General features: G+C 56.9%; 17 protein-coding genes. 2 read left to right on the top strand and 15 right to left on the bottom strand.

Annotated features, from left to right (window positions below; translation table 11 throughout):
• Window positions 1–111: 111 nt before the first annotated feature.
• The 14 genes from AC0VX3_RS24550 to AC0VX3_RS24615 form a co-directional block, all read right to left on the bottom strand.
• Window positions 112–1,413 (bottom strand): DUF4910 domain-containing protein, encoded by a 1,302-nt coding sequence (locus AC0VX3_RS24550; RefSeq protein WP_475522702.1) that lies wholly within the window; start codon window positions 1,411–1,413, stop codon window positions 112–114.
• A 27-nt stretch (window positions 1,414–1,440) separates the two neighbouring features.
• Window positions 1,441–2,508: a pseudaminic acid synthase gene (pseI, locus tag AC0VX3_RS24555; protein WP_342891346.1), complete on the bottom strand. Its 1,068-nt coding sequence runs from the start codon at window positions 2,506–2,508 to the stop codon at window positions 1,441–1,443.
• A gap of 29 nt (window positions 2,509–2,537) precedes the next feature.
• The gene (locus tag AC0VX3_RS24560; RefSeq protein WP_475522703.1) at window positions 2,538–3,200 is read right to left on the bottom strand and encodes a formyltransferase family protein; all 663 of its coding nucleotides are present in this window, start codon (window positions 3,198–3,200) and stop codon (window positions 2,538–2,540) included.
• Window positions 3,193–4,236, bottom strand: a complete 1,044-nt coding sequence (gene pseG / locus AC0VX3_RS24565; protein WP_475522704.1) for a UDP-2,4-diacetamido-2,4,6-trideoxy-beta-L-altropyranose hydrolase — start codon at window positions 4,234–4,236, stop codon at window positions 3,193–3,195. The genes AC0VX3_RS24560 and pseG overlap by 8 nt, the downstream gene beginning before the upstream one ends.
• A 29-nt stretch (window positions 4,237–4,265) precedes the next feature.
• Window positions 4,266–5,057: a cytidylyltransferase domain-containing protein gene (locus AC0VX3_RS24570; protein ID WP_475522705.1), complete on the bottom strand. Its 792-nt coding sequence runs from the start codon at window positions 5,055–5,057 to the stop codon at window positions 4,266–4,268.
• A complete protein-coding gene (gene pseC / locus AC0VX3_RS24575; protein WP_475522706.1) occupies window positions 5,054–6,271 on the bottom strand; it encodes a UDP-4-amino-4,6-dideoxy-N-acetyl-beta-L-altrosamine transaminase in 1,218 nt (405 codons plus the stop codon). Before pseC ends, AC0VX3_RS24570 begins: the two co-directional genes overlap by 4 nt.
• A gap of 45 nt (window positions 6,272–6,316) precedes the next feature.
• On the bottom strand, window positions 6,317–7,360 hold the full coding sequence (pseB, locus tag AC0VX3_RS24580; protein WP_342891351.1) for a UDP-N-acetylglucosamine 4,6-dehydratase (inverting): 1,044 nt from the start codon (window positions 7,358–7,360) through the stop codon (window positions 6,317–6,319).
• Between the two features lie 63 nt (window positions 7,361–7,423).
• Entirely contained in the window at window positions 7,424–8,212 is a 789-nt protein-coding gene (locus AC0VX3_RS24585; protein WP_475522707.1) for an AAC(3) family N-acetyltransferase, read from the bottom strand.
• The gene (locus tag AC0VX3_RS24590; protein WP_475522708.1) at window positions 8,209–8,496 is read right to left on the bottom strand and encodes a phosphopantetheine-binding protein; all 288 of its coding nucleotides are present in this window, start codon (window positions 8,494–8,496) and stop codon (window positions 8,209–8,211) included. The genes AC0VX3_RS24585 and AC0VX3_RS24590 overlap by 4 nt, the downstream gene beginning before the upstream one ends.
• The gene (locus AC0VX3_RS24595) at window positions 8,497–9,162 is read right to left on the bottom strand and encodes a cyclase family protein (RefSeq protein WP_342891354.1); all 666 of its coding nucleotides are present in this window, start codon (window positions 9,160–9,162) and stop codon (window positions 8,497–8,499) included.
• 10 nt (window positions 9,163–9,172) lie between these two features.
• Window positions 9,173–9,973, bottom strand: coding sequence for a hypothetical protein (locus tag AC0VX3_RS24600; RefSeq protein ID WP_475522709.1), 801 nt, complete (start codon window positions 9,971–9,973; stop codon window positions 9,173–9,175).
• Window positions 9,970–11,406 carry a class I adenylate-forming enzyme family protein gene (locus AC0VX3_RS24605; RefSeq protein ID WP_475522710.1) on the bottom strand — a complete coding sequence of 479 codons (1,437 nt, stop codon included), beginning with the start codon at window positions 11,404–11,406 and terminating at the stop codon, window positions 9,970–9,972. Before AC0VX3_RS24605 ends, AC0VX3_RS24600 begins: the two co-directional genes overlap by 4 nt.
• 17 nt (window positions 11,407–11,423) lie before the next feature.
• On the bottom strand, window positions 11,424–12,479 hold the full coding sequence (locus tag AC0VX3_RS24610) for a 4-hydroxy-2-oxovalerate aldolase (protein ID WP_475522711.1): 1,056 nt from the start codon (window positions 12,477–12,479) through the stop codon (window positions 11,424–11,426).
• Between the two features lie 199 nt (window positions 12,480–12,678).
• Window positions 12,679–17,001: a hypothetical protein gene (locus AC0VX3_RS24615; protein WP_475522712.1), complete on the bottom strand. Its 4,323-nt coding sequence runs from the start codon at window positions 16,999–17,001 to the stop codon at window positions 12,679–12,681.
• A gap of 325 nt (window positions 17,002–17,326) precedes the next feature.
• Between AC0VX3_RS24615 and AC0VX3_RS24620 the strand changes: the two genes are divergently transcribed.
• Together AC0VX3_RS24620 and AC0VX3_RS24625 are read left to right on the top strand one after the other, a co-directional pair.
• The gene (locus tag AC0VX3_RS24620) at window positions 17,327–19,996 is read left to right on the top strand and encodes a M10 family metallopeptidase C-terminal domain-containing protein (protein ID WP_475522713.1); all 2,670 of its coding nucleotides are present in this window, start codon (window positions 17,327–17,329) and stop codon (window positions 19,994–19,996) included.
• A 287-nt stretch (window positions 19,997–20,283) separates the two neighbouring features.
• On the top strand, window positions 20,284–21,576 hold the full coding sequence (locus AC0VX3_RS24625) for an Hsp70 family protein (protein WP_475522714.1): 1,293 nt from the start codon (window positions 20,284–20,286) through the stop codon (window positions 21,574–21,576).
• 79 nt (window positions 21,577–21,655) lie between these two features.
• Here AC0VX3_RS24625 and AC0VX3_RS24630 read toward each other — a convergent pair whose 3' ends face one another.
• Window positions 21,656–22,174: a glycine cleavage system transcriptional repressor gene (locus AC0VX3_RS24630; protein WP_475522715.1), complete on the bottom strand. Its 519-nt coding sequence runs from the start codon at window positions 22,172–22,174 to the stop codon at window positions 21,656–21,658.
• Between the last annotated feature and the right edge of the window lie 87 nt (window positions 22,175–22,261).

Genomic DNA, 22,261 nt, shown 5'->3' on the forward strand with positions numbered 1-22,261 from the left:
GAGCATTGCGATCCTGTCCGCAGGGTCTGCCGAATTCCGACGAAGACATGAGGTCCAGCAAACTTCAATCGCAGGCGGAAAATCTTTGCCGAGTCCACCCTTGGACAATATTCAAAAGCCGATTTCAATCAGAACATCGCCCTCGACGAGTTTTTTAATCAAAGGCAACACTTCGGCAGGGGCTGCCTCGATCGTTTCGCACAGGTCGATAAAATCCCGTTTTCCATCCGCATAGGCGTTGATGTTCAACAATGTGCGCACTTGCCGGGCCTTGTTCTTGGTGCTGACGGATGGATACAGCCCCCGCGCGCCGAGCTGCGGCTCGCATGGCCGCTTGATTTGCCACACCCGGTTGTTGTCGATGATCGCAAGCGCCTGGGCGACCGCCTCGAAACCGCCTTGTAGACCGGAGGGCGTGACCAAAGTCAGGTCATCCAGCGAGGTGTGATACTCTGGATAGACCGTGTATTTGGTACGCATGATCGAGGCGACTGGCAGGTCGACACCGGGACTGCAATATTGGCGTTCGTCGCTACCGCGCGTCAGAAAACTGTATTCCTCGTAGTCCGGGGCAACCGATTTGAGCGCAAGACGTCCCGCTCGGTCGGACAGCGTTCCGTCTTCGCGAGAAGGCATGAAGGAATACGACCGGTCGTCACCAATGCAGGTCAGAACATAGCCGGCGACAGTCTTTTTCCTGAGCAGGGCAATCCGCTCGTGAACATAGGCAATCGCCCCAATGGTCTCCGGCACGAAAACGAAACGGTAAGTGTAATGATTGTTCTGGGCGGAGATCCATTCGGCAATCGCCGTTGCCACGACAGGCCCCGACAATTCGTTGTTAGCCATGGATGGGTGGCAGACATAGGTGGAGATCAGTATCTCCTTGTCCGATTTTCCCGGAATGACCAGATCCGCATAATTCAGCACGCCATCCACGTGTTCCGCGTCAATGACCACACGATAGATACCCGGCTGCAGCGTGTCCCTGACCCTTTGCGAGACACAGAAGCCCCAATGCGGATTGTAATAGGAGGTGATGTAAGGGATGGCGTCCGGCTGATCCGGAAGGGAATAGAGATGACCTTCCAGCTCCTCCAGGGACAGTTCCTTGTCGACGCCGACCGAGTAGCCGACAACATGAAGATTGTTGTCGGCGAAATCGGCGACGATCTGGCCGTCCGGCCCCGTCAACCGGCCGGAACGCATATGCCATTCCCTCGGCACGGTCCAGTCAAACACCTTTGTGCCGCTCGGAATTTCGTGAACCTGCAGTTCAGGCAGGATCGCCTTCAGATAGGCCAGAGTCTCGCGTACACCCGGGCCGGTTAGTGATCGGCAGATCGGCCATAGATCCCGGGCGCGCGCATGAGCGACTTCGCCGATAGCCGGTGTATCAAATCCGAGCGGCATTCTGTGTCCTTTTCCAAGGTGCTGTCGTTAACCCAGCAGATCCCAGGCGAGAGGCTCGCCGCGCTTCAGCTCGCGCCTTGCGGTTCTGGCCAGAACGTCGGGCAGATACTTCGGGTTCAGACCGTAGCCAGGACGGATCGACCTGACGTTGGCCTCCGTGAGAGGTTCACCGGCGGCAATGTCTTTGACGATGTAAAGCGAACGGCGCAGCATGCCCATCTTTGCTTCGTCCGATCCCTTTATGCCATAGTTGACGCTGCCCTTTGCAGCCCAGGCAGCACGCGTATCCTCCACCAGGCGCTTCAACTCGTCAGGTTCGAGGGAAAACGCGGAATCCGGTCCCCCATCCGCGCGCGCAAGCGTGAAGTGCTTTTCAATCACACAGGCGCCAAGCGCGACCGCCGCAGACGGCAGCGCGGTGCCGGGAGAATGGTCGGACAGACCAACAACGACATCAAATGCGGCACCGAGATGTGGAACGGTCGCGAGATTGGCGTCTTCGGGTTTGCTCGGATAGGCGCTGACACAATGCAGGAGGCAGATGTCGTCATGCCCGGTTGCGCGCACCGCATCGACGGTCTCGGCCGCCTCGGCCAGGCTGGACACGCCAATGGAGATGATCACCGGTTTGCCTGTGCTGGCAGCCTTCTTGACCAATGGAATGTCCATGGCCTCAAACGAGGCGATCTTGTAGGCCGGTGCTCCAAGCTCTTCCAGGAAATCAATCGCCGTAAAGTCAAACGGTGAGGAAAAAATCGTAATGCCGACGGACTTGGCGTAGTCGAACAGCTGCTTGTGCCATTCCCAAGGGGTGTTGGCTTCCTGATAAAGCTCATAAAGCTTGCGGCCGTCCCACAGTCCGCCTTGCAGGGTGAACCCCGGTCCATCATGGTCAATCGTGATGGTATCGGCCGTATAGGTCTGCAGCTTGACTGCGTCTGCGCCGGCTTCCTTGGCGGCATCGATCAGGCGGAACGCACGGGTGATGTCCCGGTTATGGTTGCCCGACATTTCGGCGATGATGTAGGGCGGATGAGCCGGGCCGATCTTGCGGCCGTCGATCTCAATACACCGTGCCTCTTTCTGCTGTGTCATGACTGGTAACCTCCAACTGAATGACGCGATTAATCCGCTTTTGCGATCTTCAAAGTGTATCTATGACCATTGATGGTAAAGAATGCCGGATATCGTTCATTGTCCACCACCCGCAACAGCTGAAACTGCTCGGCAATCGATTTATGCGGGTCTAGTTCACTGTCAGCCGGCTTGCGTCTGCGATACCAGGTGGGATCGCCCGACTGGGCGACGGCAACCGGCCGCGTTTCCGCCTTTAAGTAATTCATGCAGATGTCAACAACACAACGACCGAGCGCATCCCGGATTTCGTCGTTGAGTTCGTGACCCTGGAAGGTGATCGTGCTCTGTTTCACGATCGGGCCGGTATCGGCGGTACCGTCCATCTCGAACAGGGAGAGCGGAATGTCGTTCAGACCTTCCAGGACTTGCCAGACAATCGGCGAGAACCCACGCCCCTCGGGCAGCGCACTGGCATGCACCACCAGATTGATCCTGTTGCGGGCAAGGACCGCATCCGGTGTCAGTTTCAGACAGCTCAGGTAGAAGGCCACCTCCCCTTCCGGTGTCTGATCCGGGTCGCGCACAAACTGCGCGGTATCGCCGTTTTCACGGGCCTTCTCGACCAGATCCTGCGCGAAAGGATCGAACCATCCCTCCGTATCGGTCACGACGGAAACGGTTCGCTTATGCGTCCACCATGCCTCAGACATATCCGTTAATCCCTTTCCTCATCGCAACAAGCTGCAGCACGTCTTCAACAACCCGCCGGGCACCAGCACCATCGCACAGAGCTGCACTCCTTTTGCCGAAAGCGCGCAGCTGTTCGGCATTGGACAGGAACTGCGTCAACCGGTCTGACAGCTGCAAATCGGTATCCTTGCGTACATCACCGAGAAGCCCGATAGCGCCGGCCTTGTTCATCAGGTCGGCAATCTTGGTCTGATTGTCCGCAAGGACCAAGACAATGGAAGGTACCCCCATGGCGCAGCGCTCCCAGGTCGTGGTTCCACCGGCACCGATTGCAACATCCGCCAACAGCATCAACTCGGCCATGTTGCGCACGTCGCAGTGAATCTGGAACCGGCCGTCACTGGCGCAGATGTCCCGGATCTGGGCATGGCTTGCCGCCTTGCGGTCCAGGACCACATCGACATTGCGGAGATTGCCGATATTCTTCAGAAGAGTGCAAACCCGCCCGGCAATCCCACCGACATCGGTCATGCCAAGGGACACCAGCACCCTGCCACCGATCGGGCGGTCCATCCGTCGTTCCAGTGAGGCCGAACGATGCGCCGCGAACTCCTCGCGCAGGAGCGCATAGTTTGTGCCCAGCAGCATGCGGCAATTGGCAGGCACCAGTGCCTCATAGTCCGCGGCCTTGACTTCGTAGGTCTGATCTAAAAGCAGATCGCAGTCATGGCGGCGATCCGCCAAGTCATCGATTACCATCAGCGTTCCGGCCTGGCTCCGCCATTTCCGTTCTTCCGGTTCTGCAATGCCGTAGTGGTCGATCACCAGCAGATCATATCGCTCATCCGTTTCATATGAGTTCAGCGACGCAATCGTGCGAACGTTGAACCCATCCCAAAGGTCCTCGGGAATGACTTCAAGCGTTTCTTCAGAGCACAGGAAGGTACAGATGTGACCCAGGTCACGGAAGATGCGGGCCAGCGTGAGGCAGCGCATTACGTGGCCGCCGCCCAGCATCACTGCCGCATCAACCCTAAACCCTACCCGACTGGTCATTGACCCCGTGTCCCTGGTTTCCGTTTGTTTCAGGCTCGGGCCTGATAAGCGATCTGTTCAAATCCTTCAAAAACACGCTGACGCGTGTCCTGGTCAGCATGCGGGCTATGCCGCAACAGTTCCGGTGACGCACGGCAGATATTCACCAGCTCCCGCCATCTGCGATCCGGGAGATCCGGCACGACCTTCATCAGAAGCTCAAAGAATTCCAGATCTTGCGGTGTGTCGAGCGTCCAGCGCAAATTCTCCGCACCCGGCATGCTGGCGGCATGTACGTTCAGTTTCTTGAGACCCGGATTTCCGCGTACAGCGGGCATGACGTGTTCCCGTTCATGCGTGGTCGGGTTGTTATCCCAGGCGGCCTCAAGCGCCCACGTTCGGACAACTTCCACATCCATGCCATGAGGGAAGCTCGGTGGGGCGTTGTTGGTCGCAAAATCCGCCTGGTACTGGATCAGGGCGTAGACAACTTCCGCGCAGACCTGTGGATCGATGACGGGACAATCCAACGTCACACGCAGCACCACATCTGCCTCTGCGGCCCGGGCAGCTCCGACATAGCGCGCGAGAACGTCTGTTTCGTTCCCCCGAAAGACCGAACAGCCGAGCCGTTCGGCCTCATCGGCAATCGGATCGCAATCCGGTGTGTCCACGGTTGCACAGACCACCTCGTCCACATTCGATATGGCCTTACACCTGTCCAGGCAGTGGGCCAGCACGGTTTTTGGCCCCAGACGCATCATCACCTTGCCGGGCAAGCGGCTAGAGCCCATGCGGGCCTGCACTATCGCAACGGTTCGCACATGCGATCCGCTGTTCATGAATTCACGCCAACGGCTTTTTTCAAGGCGCCCACGACACGGTCAACGTCGCCGGGTTCCATCGCCGGAAAGAGCGGCAGCGACAGGGTTCTGGCATAGAACCTGTCCGCCCCCGGAAGCGCATGTTCTCCATACAGCGCCTTGTAATAGGGCTGGGTATGAACGGGGATGTAATGAACCTGCGTCCCGATTCCCGCATCGCGCATGGCGGCCATAACCTGACGGCGTGACCGCCCGGCAGCTTCAAAGTCTATGCGGGCGGCGTAAAGATGCTGAGCCGGCGTACTGCCTGCAAGAGCAGCATTTGGTTCGATCAGGGGACCACAATCTTGGAGGAGTTCGTTGTAGCGGGCCACCAGCGTCTGGCGCCGGGCGACAAATTCCGGCAGTTTTTTCAACTGGCTCGCTCCAAGCGCGGCCTGCATGTCGGTAATCCGGAAATTGTAGCCGATCGCATGCATCTCGTAGAACCAGGGATTGGCGTCTTCCCCGTCAAATCCAAGATCCTTGTTTTGGAACCGGCCAGCATCCCGCACCATGCCATGCGAACGCAGTTCCGCAAGCACCTTTGTCAGCTCCGGGTCACGCGTGGACGTTGCGCCGCCCTCGCCGCAGGCGATCGTCTTGACCGGGTGAAACGAAAAATTCGCCATCGTCGAGTGACGGCAGTCGCCCACCGTGAACTCGCCTTCGGAGGTAGTGTACCGGCTTCCGATTGCGTGACAGGCATCTTCGACGATTGCCGGCACCTTGTTCTGCGGAAAGGTCGCGACTATCCCGGCCAATTGTTCCATCGGAGCAACGTGTCCGCCAAGATGCACCGGCAGAATAGCCTTGACCGGGCGGCCCGCAGCCCTTTGCAGCGCATCTTCCAGATCCTGCGCCCGCATCACGCCGGTGTCGGCGCAAACATCAGAAAAGATCACATCGGCACCGACATAGCGCACTACATTCGCGGTGGCGAGAAACGTGACCGAGGGAACGATGCAGACATCGCCGGGCCCCACACCGAGCGCCAGCATCGACAGATGCAGCGCCGTCGTGCCGTTTGCCGAGGCAACGACATGCGGGTCGCCAAAAACTTGAGACAGCCCCGCCTCGAAGCCGGCAACCGCCGGCCCTGACGTCAGAAAATCGCCTCGCAGGACATCGCACACAGCGGAAATATCGTCGTCGTCAATCGTCTGACGACCATAAGGCAGGAATTCAGCCATTCACCAAGCCTCGCGCTCAGGATACTACGATGGCAGCAGGATATCTCAGACGCTGCTTTTGCTCAGCAGGTCCTCGAGACCGGCACCATCAAGCCACTCCGAATTGTTGTCGCTGGTATAGGAGAAGCGGTCGCCAACGCGTTTCACATGAGCCAGATCAAGGAAACTTTCCCGATTGAATTCGTTGAAAGCAGGCTCAATGGCGTACCGATCCGGGAACTCGACAGTGACGTAGGAATCGTCTTCCGAGATCATGATCTCATGCAGCTTCTCACCCGGACGGATGCCGACAACCTTGTGCGGCAGGCCAGGTGCGAGCACTGAAGCGAGATCAGTGATCTTCATGCTCGGGATCTTCGGAATAAAGATCTCTCCGCCGCGCATCAAGGCGAAGGAAGACATCACAAAAGCGACACCCTGTTCCAGTGTAATCCAGAATCGGGTCATGCGATCATCCGTGATCGGCAGCTCTGTGACACCGCGATCGAGAAGGTTACGGAAGAACGGTACGACCGATCCGCGCGACCCGACGACATTGCCGTAACGAACAACCGAGAAGCGGGTGCCGATGTTGCCGCTGAAGTTATTGGCCGCGACGAAAATCTTGTCCGAGGCGAGTTTGGTGGCACCGTAAAGATTGATCGGGTTGGCAGCCTTGTCGGTTGACAGCGCGACAACTTGCTTAACCCGGTTTGCCAAAGCCGCGGACACCACGTTCTCAGCACCCTGGATGTTGGTGCGTACACACTCCTGAGGATTGTATTCGGCGGCCGGCACCTGTTTCAGGGCTGCGGCATGGACCACGTAGTCCACTTCGCGCATGGCAAACTGAAGCCGAGCCTGGTCGCGTACGTCGCCAATGAAAAACCGGACAGCGCGGAGTTTTTCCGGCGGGAAAAGCGCCTGAAGCTCCATGTTGAAATCAAACTGTTTCAGCTCGTCGCGGGAAAAAACGATGATCTTGTGCGGATTTTGGTTCTGCAGAACGGTCTTAACGAACTGTTTGCCAAAGGACCCCGTGCCCCCGGTGACAAGAATTGTTGCATCTTCGAACTTGGCAGAGTGTTCGGCGTCAAAAATACGATACATTGAAATTTACTTCTCTATGGATGATCGCGGGCGACGTGTGCATCCCGTATTAGCCGGGACCTGTCAAGTAGGCATTCCGCGCAGGGTCAAAAAATCGGGCGTCCTGGTGATCTGGCGGTGGACAAAGTCTTGCGTATCCCGTGCACTGATGACGACCGCACTGCCTCGCCCAACCGGTTGCGTTGCAACGATTTCTGCTTCGCGAGCCAGTTTGTCAAACAGCTCGAACCGCGCAGCCGCGCTCGGATCGTTCATGTCACGGCAAAAGAAAACAAACTCGGCAGGCTGCCAGCCGGAACCGTCCCAAAGCTCACCAGACATGATCCGGTCCTGCCGGTAGGGCGTGTTCAGCTTGCGCTCGACATAGTGAATAAACGTCGATCCGGCATCGAAATTGAGATTGCAGACCTTGCCGTCCGCAGCCAGAAACCGCTCCCAAAAGCTGCCTGCACCGAAACAGTCATTCGATACGTTGCGCGTCAGGTCATCCTTCATTGCGCCAATGGCAGCGACAGAGAACATGGGTTCCAGTGACCTTACGGCATCCGGCATCTTGCGCACATATTCAGAAAGAGCGCCGCATGAGGAGGGCGTTACAGCGGGGTCGAAACGGCGTTCAGGCTTGTCGGAGCCAAAGGAGTAGCTGAAGGTCGGAACCACGAGCGTCCCTTCCGGCCCGATGACCTCAAGAAGTGCCCTGACGGTCCTGCCGCACAGATCATCAAGCGATTTCACGCCCACCATCCTGCCGGAATAGCCAACATTAGAATGAACGAAGATCACGTCACCTGACTTGATGCCGCAACGTGAAACGGCTTCGACAAGTTGTTCTGCTGTATAGGGAGCACTCATGCCGCCTGCTTGTCCCGGATGAGGTCCGCAAGGCCGATCACCCTTGCAAACGCCCTGTTCTGGAAATCATCTTCATCGAACGAAATGCCGAATTCCTGTTCGGCGGCCTCGATTAGCATGATGACGCCAAAGGAATCGATATACTCTGCCGCAAAAAAATCTGCTGCTTCCATTTCCTGGTCCGTCAGCGACGCAAGCATGGGATTCTGCTCGCGGAACCAGTTGATCAGCCAGGCCAGTTCAACTGTGCGCTCCTGTGCTCCAGTTTCCATCTGCTGCTCCATTTAGCCAAGTCTTCCAAGACAACGTACGGGAGCGCCGTCGCCCTCGTGGATTTTAAGTGGCAGAACAATGAGTTCGAATGATTCGACATCACCGAGGGCTCGAAGATTGGTGACATATTCCACGAGGATCACATCTTTGCCCAGCAGGATGTAGTGATTAGGAGAATCATTGTCTGAATTTCGGCCGTTCTTCGGATTGTCCGGCATCGGTGTATCCATCGCCAGCACCTTGACGCCGATTTCGACCAGATACTGCGCACACTCTTCCGAAAGGAACGGATGGTCTGTGTAGTATTCTGTAGAATTGATATGATCGGACCAGTCAAAACGCAGCATGAGACGCTGCGGCGTGCGGCCGGCCAAGCGCTGTTCCATATCGGCTTTGCAAACCTCGGTGAACGGGCTGAAGTCCGTCATGTTCAGCAGGACACAGTCGCCGACGAACAGTGCCGGATCCAGTTCGTCGATGGTCTTCCCACCGACAATGAAATGCCGCGGCGCATCCATGTGGGTGCCCGTGTGGGTGCCGAGCACAAGCTTTCGGGTTTCACGCTTTTCATAGTGTAGACGGCCAAGCTGGCTGATCTCCACCAGCGGATGCCAATAGACCGGGAACGTCGTCATTCCTTCGCGCAAGGTGAGTGTCAGATCCACCACTTCAGACATATCTGTGATCCTATTTCTTCGAAATTTCGATAAGCTCTACCAGTTCGCCGTTCGGTCCGGTAGCAAGAAGAATTCGCAATGCCTTGCCATTGACTTTCAAATCAAAGATCTCGCCGACCCGATCCGCAGAGGCTTGTCTCAGTTTTTCTGCATCCGCTTCGATCGACGTGGTCAGACAGGCAAGGCAAGGCCAGCCGGCGTCGTCCAACAGCCTCGTTCGCTCAAGGCACGCCAGGTCTTCGACGACTAGCAGCTCCAGGCGCCATTTGGACATGAGCCCCGGAAGTTTGACTGTGGCCCAGCGTCGCCCGGAGGTGGCGCCCTGCCGGTCGATTTTTCCCGACAGACCCGCTGTGAAAAAGCCAAGGCTCGCGTCGAAACCAGCAACGGTGAAGACGCCGGCTCGCAAACTGCTGGTCTCGCCTCCAGGACGTAGATAGCAGTAAGTGTCCAGATCGGGAAACCGATACAGTCCGTATCCATCGCCATATGCGGCGGCCACGCAGTCGAGCTCGCCACCGCCTTGCTCGCCCTTGGCCTCCACGTTCACGTCAAGAACTGGGGTAAAGCCGTTCTGAGCGGACTTTCGCGCCACATTATGAGCAGTGAGTTCTATTGCCGTTCCAGACTGGGGGTCATAGACGGCAATGTCGTGCAGCGGCCCGTAGTCGTGCAGGAGATCCCGCTTCTGCAGCGCATTCCGGACATCGCGGTCTGCAAAACGTTCAGTCAGCCCCAATTCTTCTAGCGCACGCTGTCCAACTTCAAGATCGGCACACGCCAGCGCGATATGATCCACCCCGACGATCATGACGTGGCAGGCCGGTTCAGGAGTCGCTTCTGCACCTTGCCGGTCGGACCGGTCGGCATCTTGTCGACCGTATAGAATCTTGCGGGGCGGCTTGCCATCGGCAACCCGTCCCGGGCGCCCGCGCGAAGCTTTTCGATCACCTCAGCTTCGATCGCGGTGGATTCCATCTGCACGAAAGCCACCGGAACTTCACCGTAAATGTCATCGCTCTCGCCAACGACCGCGATCTCCGTGACACCCTCGATGGACTGGAGACGTTCCTCGATCGCGGCCGGACTGACATTTATGCCGCCGACGACGATGAGGTCCTTTTTCCGGCCGGTAATTCGCAATCGGGACTGCGCGTCGATTTCGGCCAGGTCACCGGACTTGAACGGCTGCCGCCTGTCTGCAAAGTCAATCGCGCCCGTCTCCGGGTCCAGGTACCCCGCAAAGAGATAGGGCGTAAGGATTTCCAGCTCCTGATCTTGCGCTAGGCGGGTTGAAACCCCCGAGAGCGCCATGCCGACACCGCCAAGATCACCAGAGCCTGTCTCGTCGCAAGAGACCAGCAGCAACTCCGACAATCCATAGCTCTGCAACGGCCTGACACGGTAACTGTCCAAGAACTCCTGTCCGAGCGCAGGTGACATCGGCGCGGTGCCGACAAACGCGTGCTGTAGGGCCGCGGCGGCGTAACTCTTGGAATCTTTGGTACGATCCAGCTTCATCACCATGCGCAACATCGTTGGAGACAGCCAGAAGGCTGTCGCCCTGTTGTCAACAAACTGACGCCAGAAGGACAGGGCTGTCCGCGGCAACAAGGCCGGTGCAACAATGATCGCGCCGCCTGCCATGATCGGACACAAGATGGTGTTGAGAAGGCCTGCCATGTAGTACATGGGCATGGCATGCATCATGCGCTGGTTTTCTGTGCAGCCAAGCCGACTGTTGAAGGACTGGGCGTTGTCCAGAATCCGCTCGGCAAAATGTGCCACGCCCTTCGGCCGGCCCGTTGTACCGGATGTGAAATTCACCGAGAAGATATCACGTTCGTCATAGACAACGCCTTCGGGATGCGACAAAGCGACAGGCACTTCTTCAAGGCTTCTCCGCAGACATGCTTCCAGAGCAACGGGATCAACGATCACGTCCGGCCGGTAGACAGAACAGATGTAGTCAACGTCCTGCTTCGGACTATCCGGACTGACCGGACAGACAATGAACCGATGGCGAAGGCAACTGACATATAGCATCAGCAGCGCAAGTCCGTTGGGCAGCACCGCAAGAACACGGCTTTGCGGCCCGGCGCCGAGCTCCGTCAGATACGCGGCAATCCGGTCCGCAGCGTGCAGCATCTGCACTCCGGACACGGACGTGTCGTCAATCAGTGACACGACCGTTTCACGCTCGGTCGCAGTCCGGATCTTGTCGAAAAATGAGGATCGCAACATCTTGTTGGCAAGTCCTTTCAGAGAAAGTCCTGCTCATGCCCGAAGTACTGCCGAAGCGGGAAGCGATGACGGTAATTGTTTTCCGTATCCTTCGCTGCAATCTTCCGGGCAAGGTCGTCGACGAGGTCCGCAGGTGCAACATCCCGGGTCTGCTTGCACAGATCCATGATCAATGCACGCGGGTCGACATTGTGTGCAATACAGGCGTCCCGGACAACCGACATATAGCTGGAGTGAAAGCCGGCGAGACCGCAAGCCAGGTCGACAGAATCCAGGCCGACCTGGGTTAGAAACGGCCGTACATAAAGTTCCGAAGTGTCCATCAGGCGGAAGAGGTCATAATTGTGTTTTCGCCCCATCCGGTCGAGCATTGCGACAAAATGTTCAGTAACGGTGTTGCCTGTGCAACGCCCCATGCCCTGCAACGAGGCATCAATGATCTCGACCCCCATCTCCATGGCCTTGAGGGCGTTGGCATTCGCCATCCCAAGATTGTTGTGCGCATGAAAGCCGAGTGCGACATCGGTCGTGTCCTTCGTCGCCCTCATGTATTCCTCAACGGTTTGAGGAAGCATGTTGCCAGCGGAATCGACCAGATAAGCGATGTCGGCTCCAAAAGAACCGGCCGTTGCGCAGGCCTGCGCGAACTCGGCCGGCGGGCGCGTGTAGCTTTTCATGAAGTTGACCGCAACAAAAAGACCGGCGTCTTTCGCCCGCTCAACAAACGGCTTGGCTGCGTCAACCCTGTCGATGGACACACCAAGCCGCACAAATCCCATATTGTGCTCAATAGCAGCCTCGAGATCAGACATCTCGGCAATACCCGGGATGCAGAACATGCCCCAGGACGCATTCTTGACGGCCTCAGCCGTTGCCGTCATGTACGCTTCGTCGGTTTCACGTGCGACACCTTCACCTTTTCGGCTCGCTCCGAGCCCAACACCGTGTCCAACCTCAATGAATTCGATCCCGGCCAGATCCAGTTCCTTGGCGATCTGGCGTGTATCGTCCACTGAAAACTGAAAATTGATGACGTATGATCCGTCGCGAAGTGTCGTGTCCAAAAGTTTCATAACAAATGTCCTGTGTGTCAGTCTTTTGCTGACCCAAGTGATCCTAGCTTGACCGTCAATCGCGCAGCCAGCCGACAGTTCCCCGAAAAGTTTGTTTCAACTAAGCGGTATTTCCGCCCGATGCAAGCACAGCCTGCCCAGGTGCTGTACGCCCGGCCGATATTGCAGCGCCCCCTCCAAACGCATTCGCGCAATTTGACTAGATCGCGGTACCATGTCCGTGTTTGAAGGCGCGGTACTGTTGGTAATCCTCTTCAGTCGCCACCCCCTTTTCGCCGGGCGTGAAGCTACGCAGATATTCATCAGCCATTTTCCCGACCCAAGGGTCTGAACCGGCCTGCCAGCTTTGAATGTCTTCCTGCACCCAGAAATAATGGCCGACGGGGTCGTTGGTGGCCGGGCGTGGACAGTATCTGTAAGGCGAAAACACTGTCTCACCGCCCATCTTCTGGAGGTAGTCAATCGCGAGGCCGGCGCTGTCGGCGTCCTGTTGCAGGGTCTCCGGCTCGCGGATCATCCGCTCATAGTCGGCCCTGCTTTCCGGAGTGATCAGGTTGACCGGGTAATCAATCATGCCGAAATGCGCGCAAATGACGACCGGCAGACCCCAAACACTCATTTCGAGGCAGGACGTACCGTTCCACAAGATGGCAACGTCCATCATGTCCTTGAGCCGGGAATTGTTAAACCAATCGTGGCCCAGGAGAATGACATTGTCCGGAATCTCGCCGGTAATGCCGTCAAACAGCGTCTGCGTCAGGTGACGAGCAATTTCGGGCCGCATCTCATGCGGATGGGGCTTGATAAGAACCAGCGCTTCGCTCTTGCGAGCGCATTCGACAGTGTGGTTCACCCAATCGAGAATGTCCCTGTGCGCCGGTCCGCCGTCATAAGGCACGCCCAGATCACAGAGAACCTTGCCGTAGCAGACAATAACCTTGCCTCCCTTTGCCCGGTGCTCGCGGATGCGTTTCTCCACAGCAGCCACAACAGGTGTCTGGCCAACAACGCCCACCCGGTCCGCCGTCAGCACCGACTTGAGGCGTTCCTTCTCAACTGCGGTGTCCGCCGGAAATTCAAGTATGTCCCGACGCACGATGAGTGGCGAACGGATAAACGGACGCACGGTCATATCCCGAACCCCCATCGTGGAGGCAATTTTCGTCCCCAGATTGGAGAAATAATTCTCGTATCCGTTGATATGGAAAATTAGGTGCATGTCGTCTCTGTAACCGACTTCTGCACAGAACTCTTTGTAGATATAGGAAGGCGATGTCTGGGCCGACACCGCCATGAACCGGACCGGTAGATCCTTTAGTGCGGGATTGTTCCGGATGTCCTTGCAGATCGTGACCGCTCGGTCGCACTTCAGCAGCTGGGTGTAGAAAAACTTCCAGATTGGTGCTTTTTCGATGTCGATGTCGAAGCGGCGGTACCGGTTAGCCAGATACTCGAAAACCCCCTGGAAGTAGTTGACCCCTTCGCATTCCAGTATCTTGTTTTTCCAGTCGATCTTCCACTCGTTCTTGAGTGCTCGATCGTAGTAAGACTCATCGCTGAGTGTCGTGTAATCGTAGCTGATGATGCCGTGATACTTGTCGATCCCTTCGATGCCGGTCGGATCCTCCGGCAAGATCCCGGTTCCCAAGTAGACAGTCGCATATCCTTTTTTGCGCAGTTCGCCCATCATCGGAACACCCATGGCAAGAGTGTTCTGCGCATCGTAAGGCAGCACGAAAACCACGCCTTTCGGCGCTTGGGGTTGCGGACAGGAGGACAGCAGGTCAGCGCTGGATCTGTAAAACCTCTTGCGGGCATGGTCGTGGCTCAAGTCGTTCATCTGCTTGAAGAACGACGGATTGTCGGCCCGCTTCAGCAAATTCGTCCTCAGCTGGATTTCGCACTGCTCGAGTTGCTCAAGGCCTTCCGACATTCGCTCTTCGGCGAACAGGTGGTCACTGAAGATGCGTTTGATGTGAACGTTGAGCGAAAACTCGTTCCGCGCAGCCGACTGGACTCGTCTTTCGACTTCTTCCCGGTTACGCAAGCGTGCATAAACCCGGATCAGATCTTGTTGAATTTGGGTGTTCGACTTGAATCTACTCTCGGCGATTTTCAACACTTCCTGCAGAAAATCGCAGGCCAGTGCAGACGTTGGAGAATTGGACACCGACAACTGCTCCAGCGCCCTGATATAGCCGCTCATCAGTTTAGCAATGCCCGAATAGAGAAAACCCGCCTCAACCCGTGACGGCCCGCCGGTCAGGTGCTTTTCAAGGCGTTTTTCCAACTCGTAAAAGCGGTCGGACCTGATCGCCCGGCAATCGTAACCGACGGCTATGAAGGACATCAGATTTGCCCAGAAAACCGGATCGAGCTTTCTGACAAGGCCCTGACGCAGAAATTCCTTCGCGGTGTGCTCAGCAAGATCGACCATGATCCGCTGCCGCCCGGACATGTTTTCTGCAGTGATGATCTCATTATTGTTCAAGAGATTCAGCAAAGAGACATGATACATTATTGCATTCTTGTTGTTCTGTACAAAAATCTTTACAAGATCTTCGGGAATATCAAAGTCTTCACGATGCAGAAGCTTGATCGCAGAGCGGGAAACCGAACGGGTGGCAATTCGTTCGGCAACCCACAACTTGCTCCAGCTCGTGAATAACGCTGTCAAGCATTGCGCGATAGCGACACGGCTCTCGTGGTTAAAGCAACTCTGCCCATATGACGACAGCAGCTGATCAAGTTCGTAAATGCAGTTCAGGGTCCGTTCCAAGCTTTTCAGGTTCTTAACCGAAGAATCCTTGTGAACCCTTAGAACCTTGTGCCGGACATAGGCATTTGAAATATTTTGGATCTCGTCGAACTCGCCGGCCTGGAAACGGGCATATAGAATGATCGGCAGGTAGCGGTCGAAGGTCGACAAATCGTCGAGCACCGACAAGCTCCGGCTTAAACCGTCGTAGTCCTGGTTGAGATATTGCAGTATGGTCTTAGAATGCACAGAGCCAGGACCAATATTGGTGCCGGGATAATGGCGCGCCAAATAAGCCGCCAGTTCGACCGCCTGGTCGAAATAACCAGCTCGTCCGAGCACGAACACACGTTCTGACCAGGTCCGCGCCACGCGCTCGCTGACAAATTGGCGGAAATCGTCAAGAGGCTGCAGTTTATTGAGCTCTTCGAGCCGGGACAGCGTCGTTTCGAGGCTGACGAACTCTTGGGCGGCGCAGTCGAAGAAGTAGGTTTTCGGATTCAGTATCTGCGTGGCGAACGAGGTCTCGGAAGGTGTTGTTTCAACGCTTGAACAAGCTGATCTGTCGACTGCGCTCTCACGCGCTGCGGTCAAATCATCAAGATTTTGAGCGGCCTTTCCATGCAGCCTAGCTTCCACGCATATATGCGGGATATCACTATAGACAGTTCCGACGTGCGCGAACAACGCACTTGCCGGTACGTTTCTAAACAGGAAATGGTCGCCCTCGCTGGCGTAGCCGAGGCTCTCCAGCCGGCTTTTCATCTCCCAATCGCCATAGAGCAAGAAAAGCAGTTTGCGACCGCTGTCTTTGGCTTTTAGCTCTTTTGCAATCTCAATACGCCTGTTCCCGGCGTCGTCTCCCCTGGCTCCGCTGCACAAGACCACCAGATCGTAGTCCTCGCCAACCGGCAAAAATTCGGCAAGAACATCACGGTAGCTTTGCACGTGAGAGCGAGCCAATCCGGATGTCAGCGACACCTTTTGCTGCGCAAGATCCTTGAGCTTCAGGGAAATATCCTTTTCCCGCGCCAGATCGCATCCCCCGTCGCGGCGATTTTGGAACTCCTCTCCGTCGACCCGATAATCTTTAAGGTATGATCTCAGTTCCGCATCGTCCGGAACCCGGACAAGCCGGCCCGACCAATGATCCACCGGTGAGCATTGTTCAATATGCCTGATGTGATCGTTCAACGGCGACCAGATGGCAATGTGAACAACAGTGCCTTCAGATCTGAGCCTCTCGATCTCGTCGCAAAGCGCTCCCGCAACCATCTCGCTGACAATGAGCGTGCCTGCATTCTCGAAGAAAGCCTGAGATTTCTCGGACAGAAATGTGTTTATGCTACAGAATATGACTCGACCGCTCACGCCCGCGAGCTGACTGAAACATCGTTCCAAGTTGTCCGGCAGGGCGACGCAAAGCAGATCGTCGTGTCCCAACGAAGGCGCCGCCTTGAAAGCGACCGTCTCAAGTCCACGTTTTCTAAATCTTTTAAATTTGTCCAATACCCTAGAAAACTGCACTTGAATTCTCCGAATTAAAAAAATGCCGCAGCGATAGCCGCTGTGAGCCGACCGGAGCAATTGCTGTCGGCAGCAAGCTGCAGGCCCTCTTGTCCAGTTTTTGACGAAAATTGCAAGTCTTGTCAGCACGATCAAATTGTCGATGTGACGGAACCCGTCAAAGCTAACTAGCCGGCCTGTCCGAACCTTTTGAAACGGTGTTCGCAGTTGCCTTCCGGCAGTTTTGTGCGCCACCATGTCGCAACTGCTCACAGGCACAATTGGCCAACAGACGCGCCCAACTCACGCAGTTCATGCCGGCTCGCACCTTGGATTCAAACGACGAATGGAGGCTCAATCGAAGCAGTCACCGCTCGGCACAAGCCGTTTTTCTTGTAGGAGAAACGGCACAAATTTGGTTGACCAGCTAACTTGCAAAAAACACTGAAGCGCGGCAGTTGAGAAATAGCGTAAAGTTGTGATGCAGGCTCTTTTCAGATATGTTTAGTCGCGATATTTTATATGTTGTCAAGAACGAGCCGTTAGAGACGGACCAATCGTCTTCAACTTCAGAGCTGTTGAAATGTGCACACTTTGCGATGCGACCGGACGCACGAGAGAATTACCCATTGTCGCGGGGTTTTCCTGTAGCAAGGTAGAATCGGCCGAAAAAGTGCCGGTGGCTGCCTCGACTCCCGTCTACAACAACGACCAGATCGCCTACCAATTGACCAATGTTTTTTGGGGCGGTTCGGACCGCTCATTTAACGTTGGCGTCGGAGGCACGATATCGGTGAACATATCCGCCCTTCCCTCTACGGCACAATCTCTGGCTCGCAACGCTTTGGAACTTTGGTCGGATGCTACGGGGCTGAATTTCTCGTTCACCAATGGAGGCGCTCAGATCGAATTCGGCGACTCGGATGCCAACCGCGCCTATAGCGGGTCTTCTCTCAGCGGCGCGAACATCACTTATAGCTTTGTGAACGTTGGCACCAGCTGGATAGACTACTATGGCTCAGGCCTGAACACCTATTCTTTCCAAACCTACATTCACGAAATCGGTCACGCCCTGGGGCTCGGGCACAGTGGCAACTACAATGTTTCGGCCACATATGGTATCGACAACCACTACGCCAACGATTCCTGGCAAACGTCGGTAATGTCGTATTTCAGCCAAAACGAAAACACCTATGTCAACGCCAGTTATGTCTATGCGATATCTCCGCAAATCGCAGATATCATTGCCGTACGAAATCTTTACGGCACCTCAGGCACAACAAGAACCGGCAACACGGTATATGGCGACGGCGCAAATTCCGGCGACCTGATGCAGCAAGTCAGTTCTTTGAACAGCTACATCAGCTTCACGATCGTCGATGATGGCGGCACCGATACACTCAATTTCAGTTCCTTTGGCGGGAGACAGTCGATCAATCTGAACGCTGAAAGCATTTCCAGTGTTCGCGGTTATACCGGCAACTTGATCATTTCACGCGGCACAGTCATTGAAAATGCGACTTCTGGTGGCGGCAACGACACGTTAACTGGCAACGGTGTCGCAAATCTTCTGTCGGGTGGAAGTGGCAACGACAGCCTTCTCGGCAATGGCGGTGATGACCAGTTGCTCGGCGGTCTGGGGTCTGACTCGCTGAACGGCGGCTCCGGAAACGACACTGCCGACTACAGCCAATCCAACAGCAGAATCCTTTTGAATTTGGGAGATGTCCACACCGAGAGCGGCGGACACGCGCAGGGCGATACACTGAGCAGCGTCGAATATGTCGACGGTTCCAACTACAACGACCTAATCGTCGGCGATTCAAACGCCAACACGCTTGACGGCCGGTCTGGAAACGACATGCTTTACGGGCTGTCCGGCAACGACACGCTGCTCGGCAACAGCGGCAACGACATTCTTCGCGGCGGTTCCTCGACCGACCGTTTGGATGGCGGTTCGGGCTTCGACATTGCCGACTATCTGAATGCAGCTGGCAGCGTACTCATCAATCTGAGCAGCAGCAGCGTTGAAGCTGGCAGCGACGCCGCAGGCGACAGGCTGATCAGCATCGAAGGCGTTTACGGTTCACACCACAATGATGTGATCACCGGATCCTCGTCTTCCAATACGATAGAGGGCGCTGGCGGTGACGACATGCTGTATGGTTGGTACGGCAACGACACCCTGCGCGGAGGCGATGGCAACGACTTCCTGCGCGGGGGTGCCGACAGCGATCGGCTGGAAGGTGGCAACGGTTACGATATCGCCGACTACGCCCAATCCACGAGCGGTGTCACAATCCATCTGAGCGACTACAAAGTCGAGAGCGGCGGTTGGGCTCAAGGGGACAAACTTATCGGCATCGAGGGCGCCAACGGCTCAAACTTCAATGATATGTTTGACGGCGATTCCGGTTCGAACACTTTTTTCGGTGGCTTGGGAAATGACACTCTGCGTGGCTTGACCGGTAACGATTACCTTTCCGGTGGCGCATCTTCCGATCGCCTCGACGGTGGCAGCGGCTATGACTATGCCGACTACTCCGCCTCCTCAGTTGCCGTTACTGTCAACCTCGGTGACAGTAAAGTTGAAAATGGCGGCGACGCGCAGGGCGACCGGTTGATCAGCATAGAGGCTATCTTGGGGTCCAAGTCCGATGACACGCTCATCGGCTCGAATGATGACAATGTTCTGGAGGGTCGTGACGGCAACGACACCCTCTCCGGCCGGGGCGGGAACGACACATTGCGAGGCGGCAACGGCAATGACACTTTGACTGGAAACAGTTCCTCGGATCGCCTGGAGGGCGGCGCGGGTACAGATACGGCCGACTATAGCACGTCCAGTTCGGCGGTCAGCGTCAACATCAGCGACTCAACCGTCGAAAGCGGTGGTGACGCGCAGGGCGACCGCCTGATTGATGTCGAAAACATTACGGGAAGTGGATTTGCCGATTCGCTCATCGGCGACAGCGAGACCAACGTTATTGTCGGCGGCCAGGGCGATGACCGCCTTACCGGCGGAGGTGGTTCAGATACATTTGTATTCAACGAAACCGGTTACGACGACACAGTAACGGACTTTCAGGACACGATTGACCTGATCGAAATTTCTGCCGGGGCCGCGTCCTTCGGCGATATGGTGATTATAGACAGTGGTGGAGATGCGCTGATCAGCTATTCCGGCGGTTCGATCCTGCTTGAAAACTTCAACTTTGCACTGCTGGCAGCAGACGACTTCAATTTCGTATGAAAACACAATCGGGCGCGCCTGCGGCACGCTCCGGCGGCCAATCCAAGCGCGCGAGCTGGATGTCCAGTGGATGGTCACCGGCCCGTGTCCGACCCCGCCCTGATGGGTTTTGACCCGAGCATGCCGCGGAATGCTATTGCCTGGATCTGAAATTCAGAATTTCACCTTTTTTTTGCCGCGTGTCCCGCTTACTCAGCCCGCTGTTCTTTTTTCAGATGTCGCCCCTGCTACGACAGCCCGTCGCAACTCGTGATTCCGCGACGGTTGTTTTTTGGAGACCTGCTTTCATGCCCCAGACGATTGGCCTTGATTTCGGTACCTCGAACACGGTTGCCGTGATTGCGGACGGCGGGAACGCGACGGTTCCGGTGAGTTTTGCCGACGGCCAGGACAGTTTCACCTCGCTGGCCACGGTCCTGAGTTTCCTCGACCGGCGGCCCAGCGGATCCGCGCAGCCGGAAGTCGGGCCCTGGGCAATCAGGCAGTTCCTGGAAAGCACCGGCGACGTGCGCTTCATCCAGTCCCTGAAGAGCTTCGCGGCCAGCCGGGCCTTCCAGGGCACCGGCATCTATGGCAAGCGCATGGACTTCGAGGACCTGATGGCGACGTTCCTGACGCTTGCCTTCAGGCGCGCGGGCAACACGTTCGATCCGGCCTCAGTGCGTCTCGTGGTCGGCCGTCCGGTCGAATTCGCCGGGTACAATCCGGACGAGGAGCTCGCGATAGCACGTTACCGCAAGGCGTTCGCCAAAGCCGGTTTCGAGGACATCCTGTTCGTCATGGAACCGGTTGGTGCGGCGTTCTCCTTCGCCCAGTCCCTGACGCAGGACACGACCATCCTCGTCGCCGACCTGGGTGGCGGCACAACCGACTATTCGGTGATGCGCTTCGAGACCCATGCCGGTCACCTGAGCGCGACGCCGCTGGGGCGCGGCGGCATCGGCATCGCCGGCGACACGTTCGACTACCGCATCATCGACAATGTGATCCTGCCGAAACTCGGCAAGGGATCCAGTTACCAGAGCATGGGCAAGCAACTGGAAATCCCGCCCAATCTCTTTTCCAATTTCGCCCGCTGGCACATGCTGTCCGTGTTCAAGACCTCGGACGACTTCAAGGAAATGAAGAAGCTGCTGCGCTGGAGCCTGGAACCGGAGAAGATCGAGCTGTTTATCGATCTGGTCGAGGAGGATCAGGGCTACCCGCTCTACAAGTCGGTCTCGGAGACCAAGGCGCGGCTGTCCTCGCAAGACGAGGTGGAGCTCAGCTTCGCGCCGCTCGGTGCCGGCTTCAGGGCCTCGGTCTCGCGCCGGGATTTCGACCGCTGGATCGCACCGGATCTTCACAAGATGAACAAGGCGCTCGACGCGACGCTGGACAAGGCCGGCCTGCAGGACACCGGCATCGACCGGGTGTTCCTGACCGGCGGCACCTCCTTCGTACCGGCGGTGCGGCGCCTGTTCGCGGAACGCTTCGGACAGGAACGGATCTCCGGCGGCAACGAGCTGACCTCCGTCGCCAACGGCCTGGCACTGATCGGCGCTCGGGAAGACGCGGCGGACTGGGCGGTCGCGGCCTGAATGCCGCCACACCGCTTCGCCCTACGCTATTTTGCGGGAATGTTAACCGGTCGCGGCAGGTTCCGCCCTGCCGCCCGGCTCAGTCAAGCAGGGTGACATCCGCCATCATGTCGCCGGCCGTTTCCTGCAGCGCCTCGCTCAGGGCCGCCGGCTGAAGCCCGGCAGGCAGCCGCAGGTCGGCAGAAGCCTTGAAAAGCGCCTCGCCCTGCATCGACCCGGACACCACCTCGGTCTCCAGATGCTCGATACTGACGCCTTGCGCGCTCAAAACCCGGGTGATGTCGCGCAATATGCCCGGATGGTCCTGCGACACCAGGTCGAGACGGGCGGACGATCCGCCTGATTGCTCCGCTCCCGCCTGGTCGGAGCGCAGCGTGATGTCGATGCCGTCGGAAGACAGGGCGCGAAGCTCCCCGACCAGCGCATCCGCGTGCATTCCTTCGATTGCGATCCGCACGATACCGGCGAACTCGCCGCCGAGACGGGCCATGGAACTCTCGATCCAGTTGCCACCCGCGGCCGCTATGATGTCGGCCATCCGTCCGACGAGGCCCGGGCGATCCGTGGCGATGACCGTGAAAACGAGATGGGTCTGCATGGGCTCCCCGCTTCTGATTTGTCGATGAAAACCCCTTGGCGGGTTCCCATTCATTTCGCTTGGCATTACTACACAATTACAACGCGC

The organism is Roseibium sp. QJM3NY_11, assembly GCF_056173175.1.

Coding starts and splice junctions, on each gene's coding strand:
- AC0VX3_RS24630 (WP_475522715.1), bottom strand. CDS start 22,174: ATGCAGACCCATCTCGTTTTCACGGTCATCGCCACGGATCGCCCGGGC.
- pseG (WP_475522704.1), bottom strand. CDS start 4,236: ATGACCAGTCGGGTAGGGTTTAGGGTTGATGCGGCAGTGATGCTGGGC.
- AC0VX3_RS24610 (WP_475522711.1), bottom strand. CDS start 12,479: ATGAAACTTTTGGACACGACACTTCGCGACGGATCATACGTCATCAAT.
- AC0VX3_RS24615 (WP_475522712.1), bottom strand. CDS start 17,001: ATGGTGGCGCACAAAACTGCCGGAAGGCAACTGCGAACACCGTTTCAA.
- AC0VX3_RS24560 (WP_475522703.1), bottom strand. CDS start 3,200: ATGTCTGAGGCATGGTGGACGCATAAGCGAACCGTTTCCGTCGTGACC.
- pseI (WP_342891346.1), bottom strand. CDS start 2,508: ATGACACAGCAGAAAGAGGCACGGTGTATTGAGATCGACGGCCGCAAG.
- AC0VX3_RS24570 (WP_475522705.1), bottom strand. CDS start 5,057: ATGAACAGCGGATCGCATGTGCGAACCGTTGCGATAGTGCAGGCCCGC.
- AC0VX3_RS24550 (WP_475522702.1), bottom strand. CDS start 1,413: ATGCCGCTCGGATTTGATACACCGGCTATCGGCGAAGTCGCTCATGCG.
- AC0VX3_RS24595 (WP_342891354.1), bottom strand. CDS start 9,162: ATGTCTGAAGTGGTGGATCTGACACTCACCTTGCGCGAAGGAATGACG.
- AC0VX3_RS24585 (WP_475522707.1), bottom strand. CDS start 8,212: ATGAGTGCTCCCTATACAGCAGAACAACTTGTCGAAGCCGTTTCACGT.
- AC0VX3_RS24625 (WP_475522714.1), top strand. CDS start 20,284: ATGCCCCAGACGATTGGCCTTGATTTCGGTACCTCGAACACGGTTGCC.
- AC0VX3_RS24620 (WP_475522713.1), top strand. CDS start 17,327: ATGTGCACACTTTGCGATGCGACCGGACGCACGAGAGAATTACCCATT.
- AC0VX3_RS24605 (WP_475522710.1), bottom strand. CDS start 11,406: ATGTTGCGATCCTCATTTTTCGACAAGATCCGGACTGCGACCGAGCGT.
- pseB (WP_342891351.1), bottom strand. CDS start 7,360: ATGTATCGTATTTTTGACGCCGAACACTCTGCCAAGTTCGAAGATGCA.
- pseC (WP_475522706.1), bottom strand. CDS start 6,271: ATGGCTGAATTCCTGCCTTATGGTCGTCAGACGATTGACGACGACGAT.
- AC0VX3_RS24600 (WP_475522709.1), bottom strand. CDS start 9,973: ATGATCGTCGGGGTGGATCATATCGCGCTGGCGTGTGCCGATCTTGAA.
- AC0VX3_RS24590 (WP_475522708.1), bottom strand. CDS start 8,496: ATGGAGCAGCAGATGGAAACTGGAGCACAGGAGCGCACAGTTGAACTG.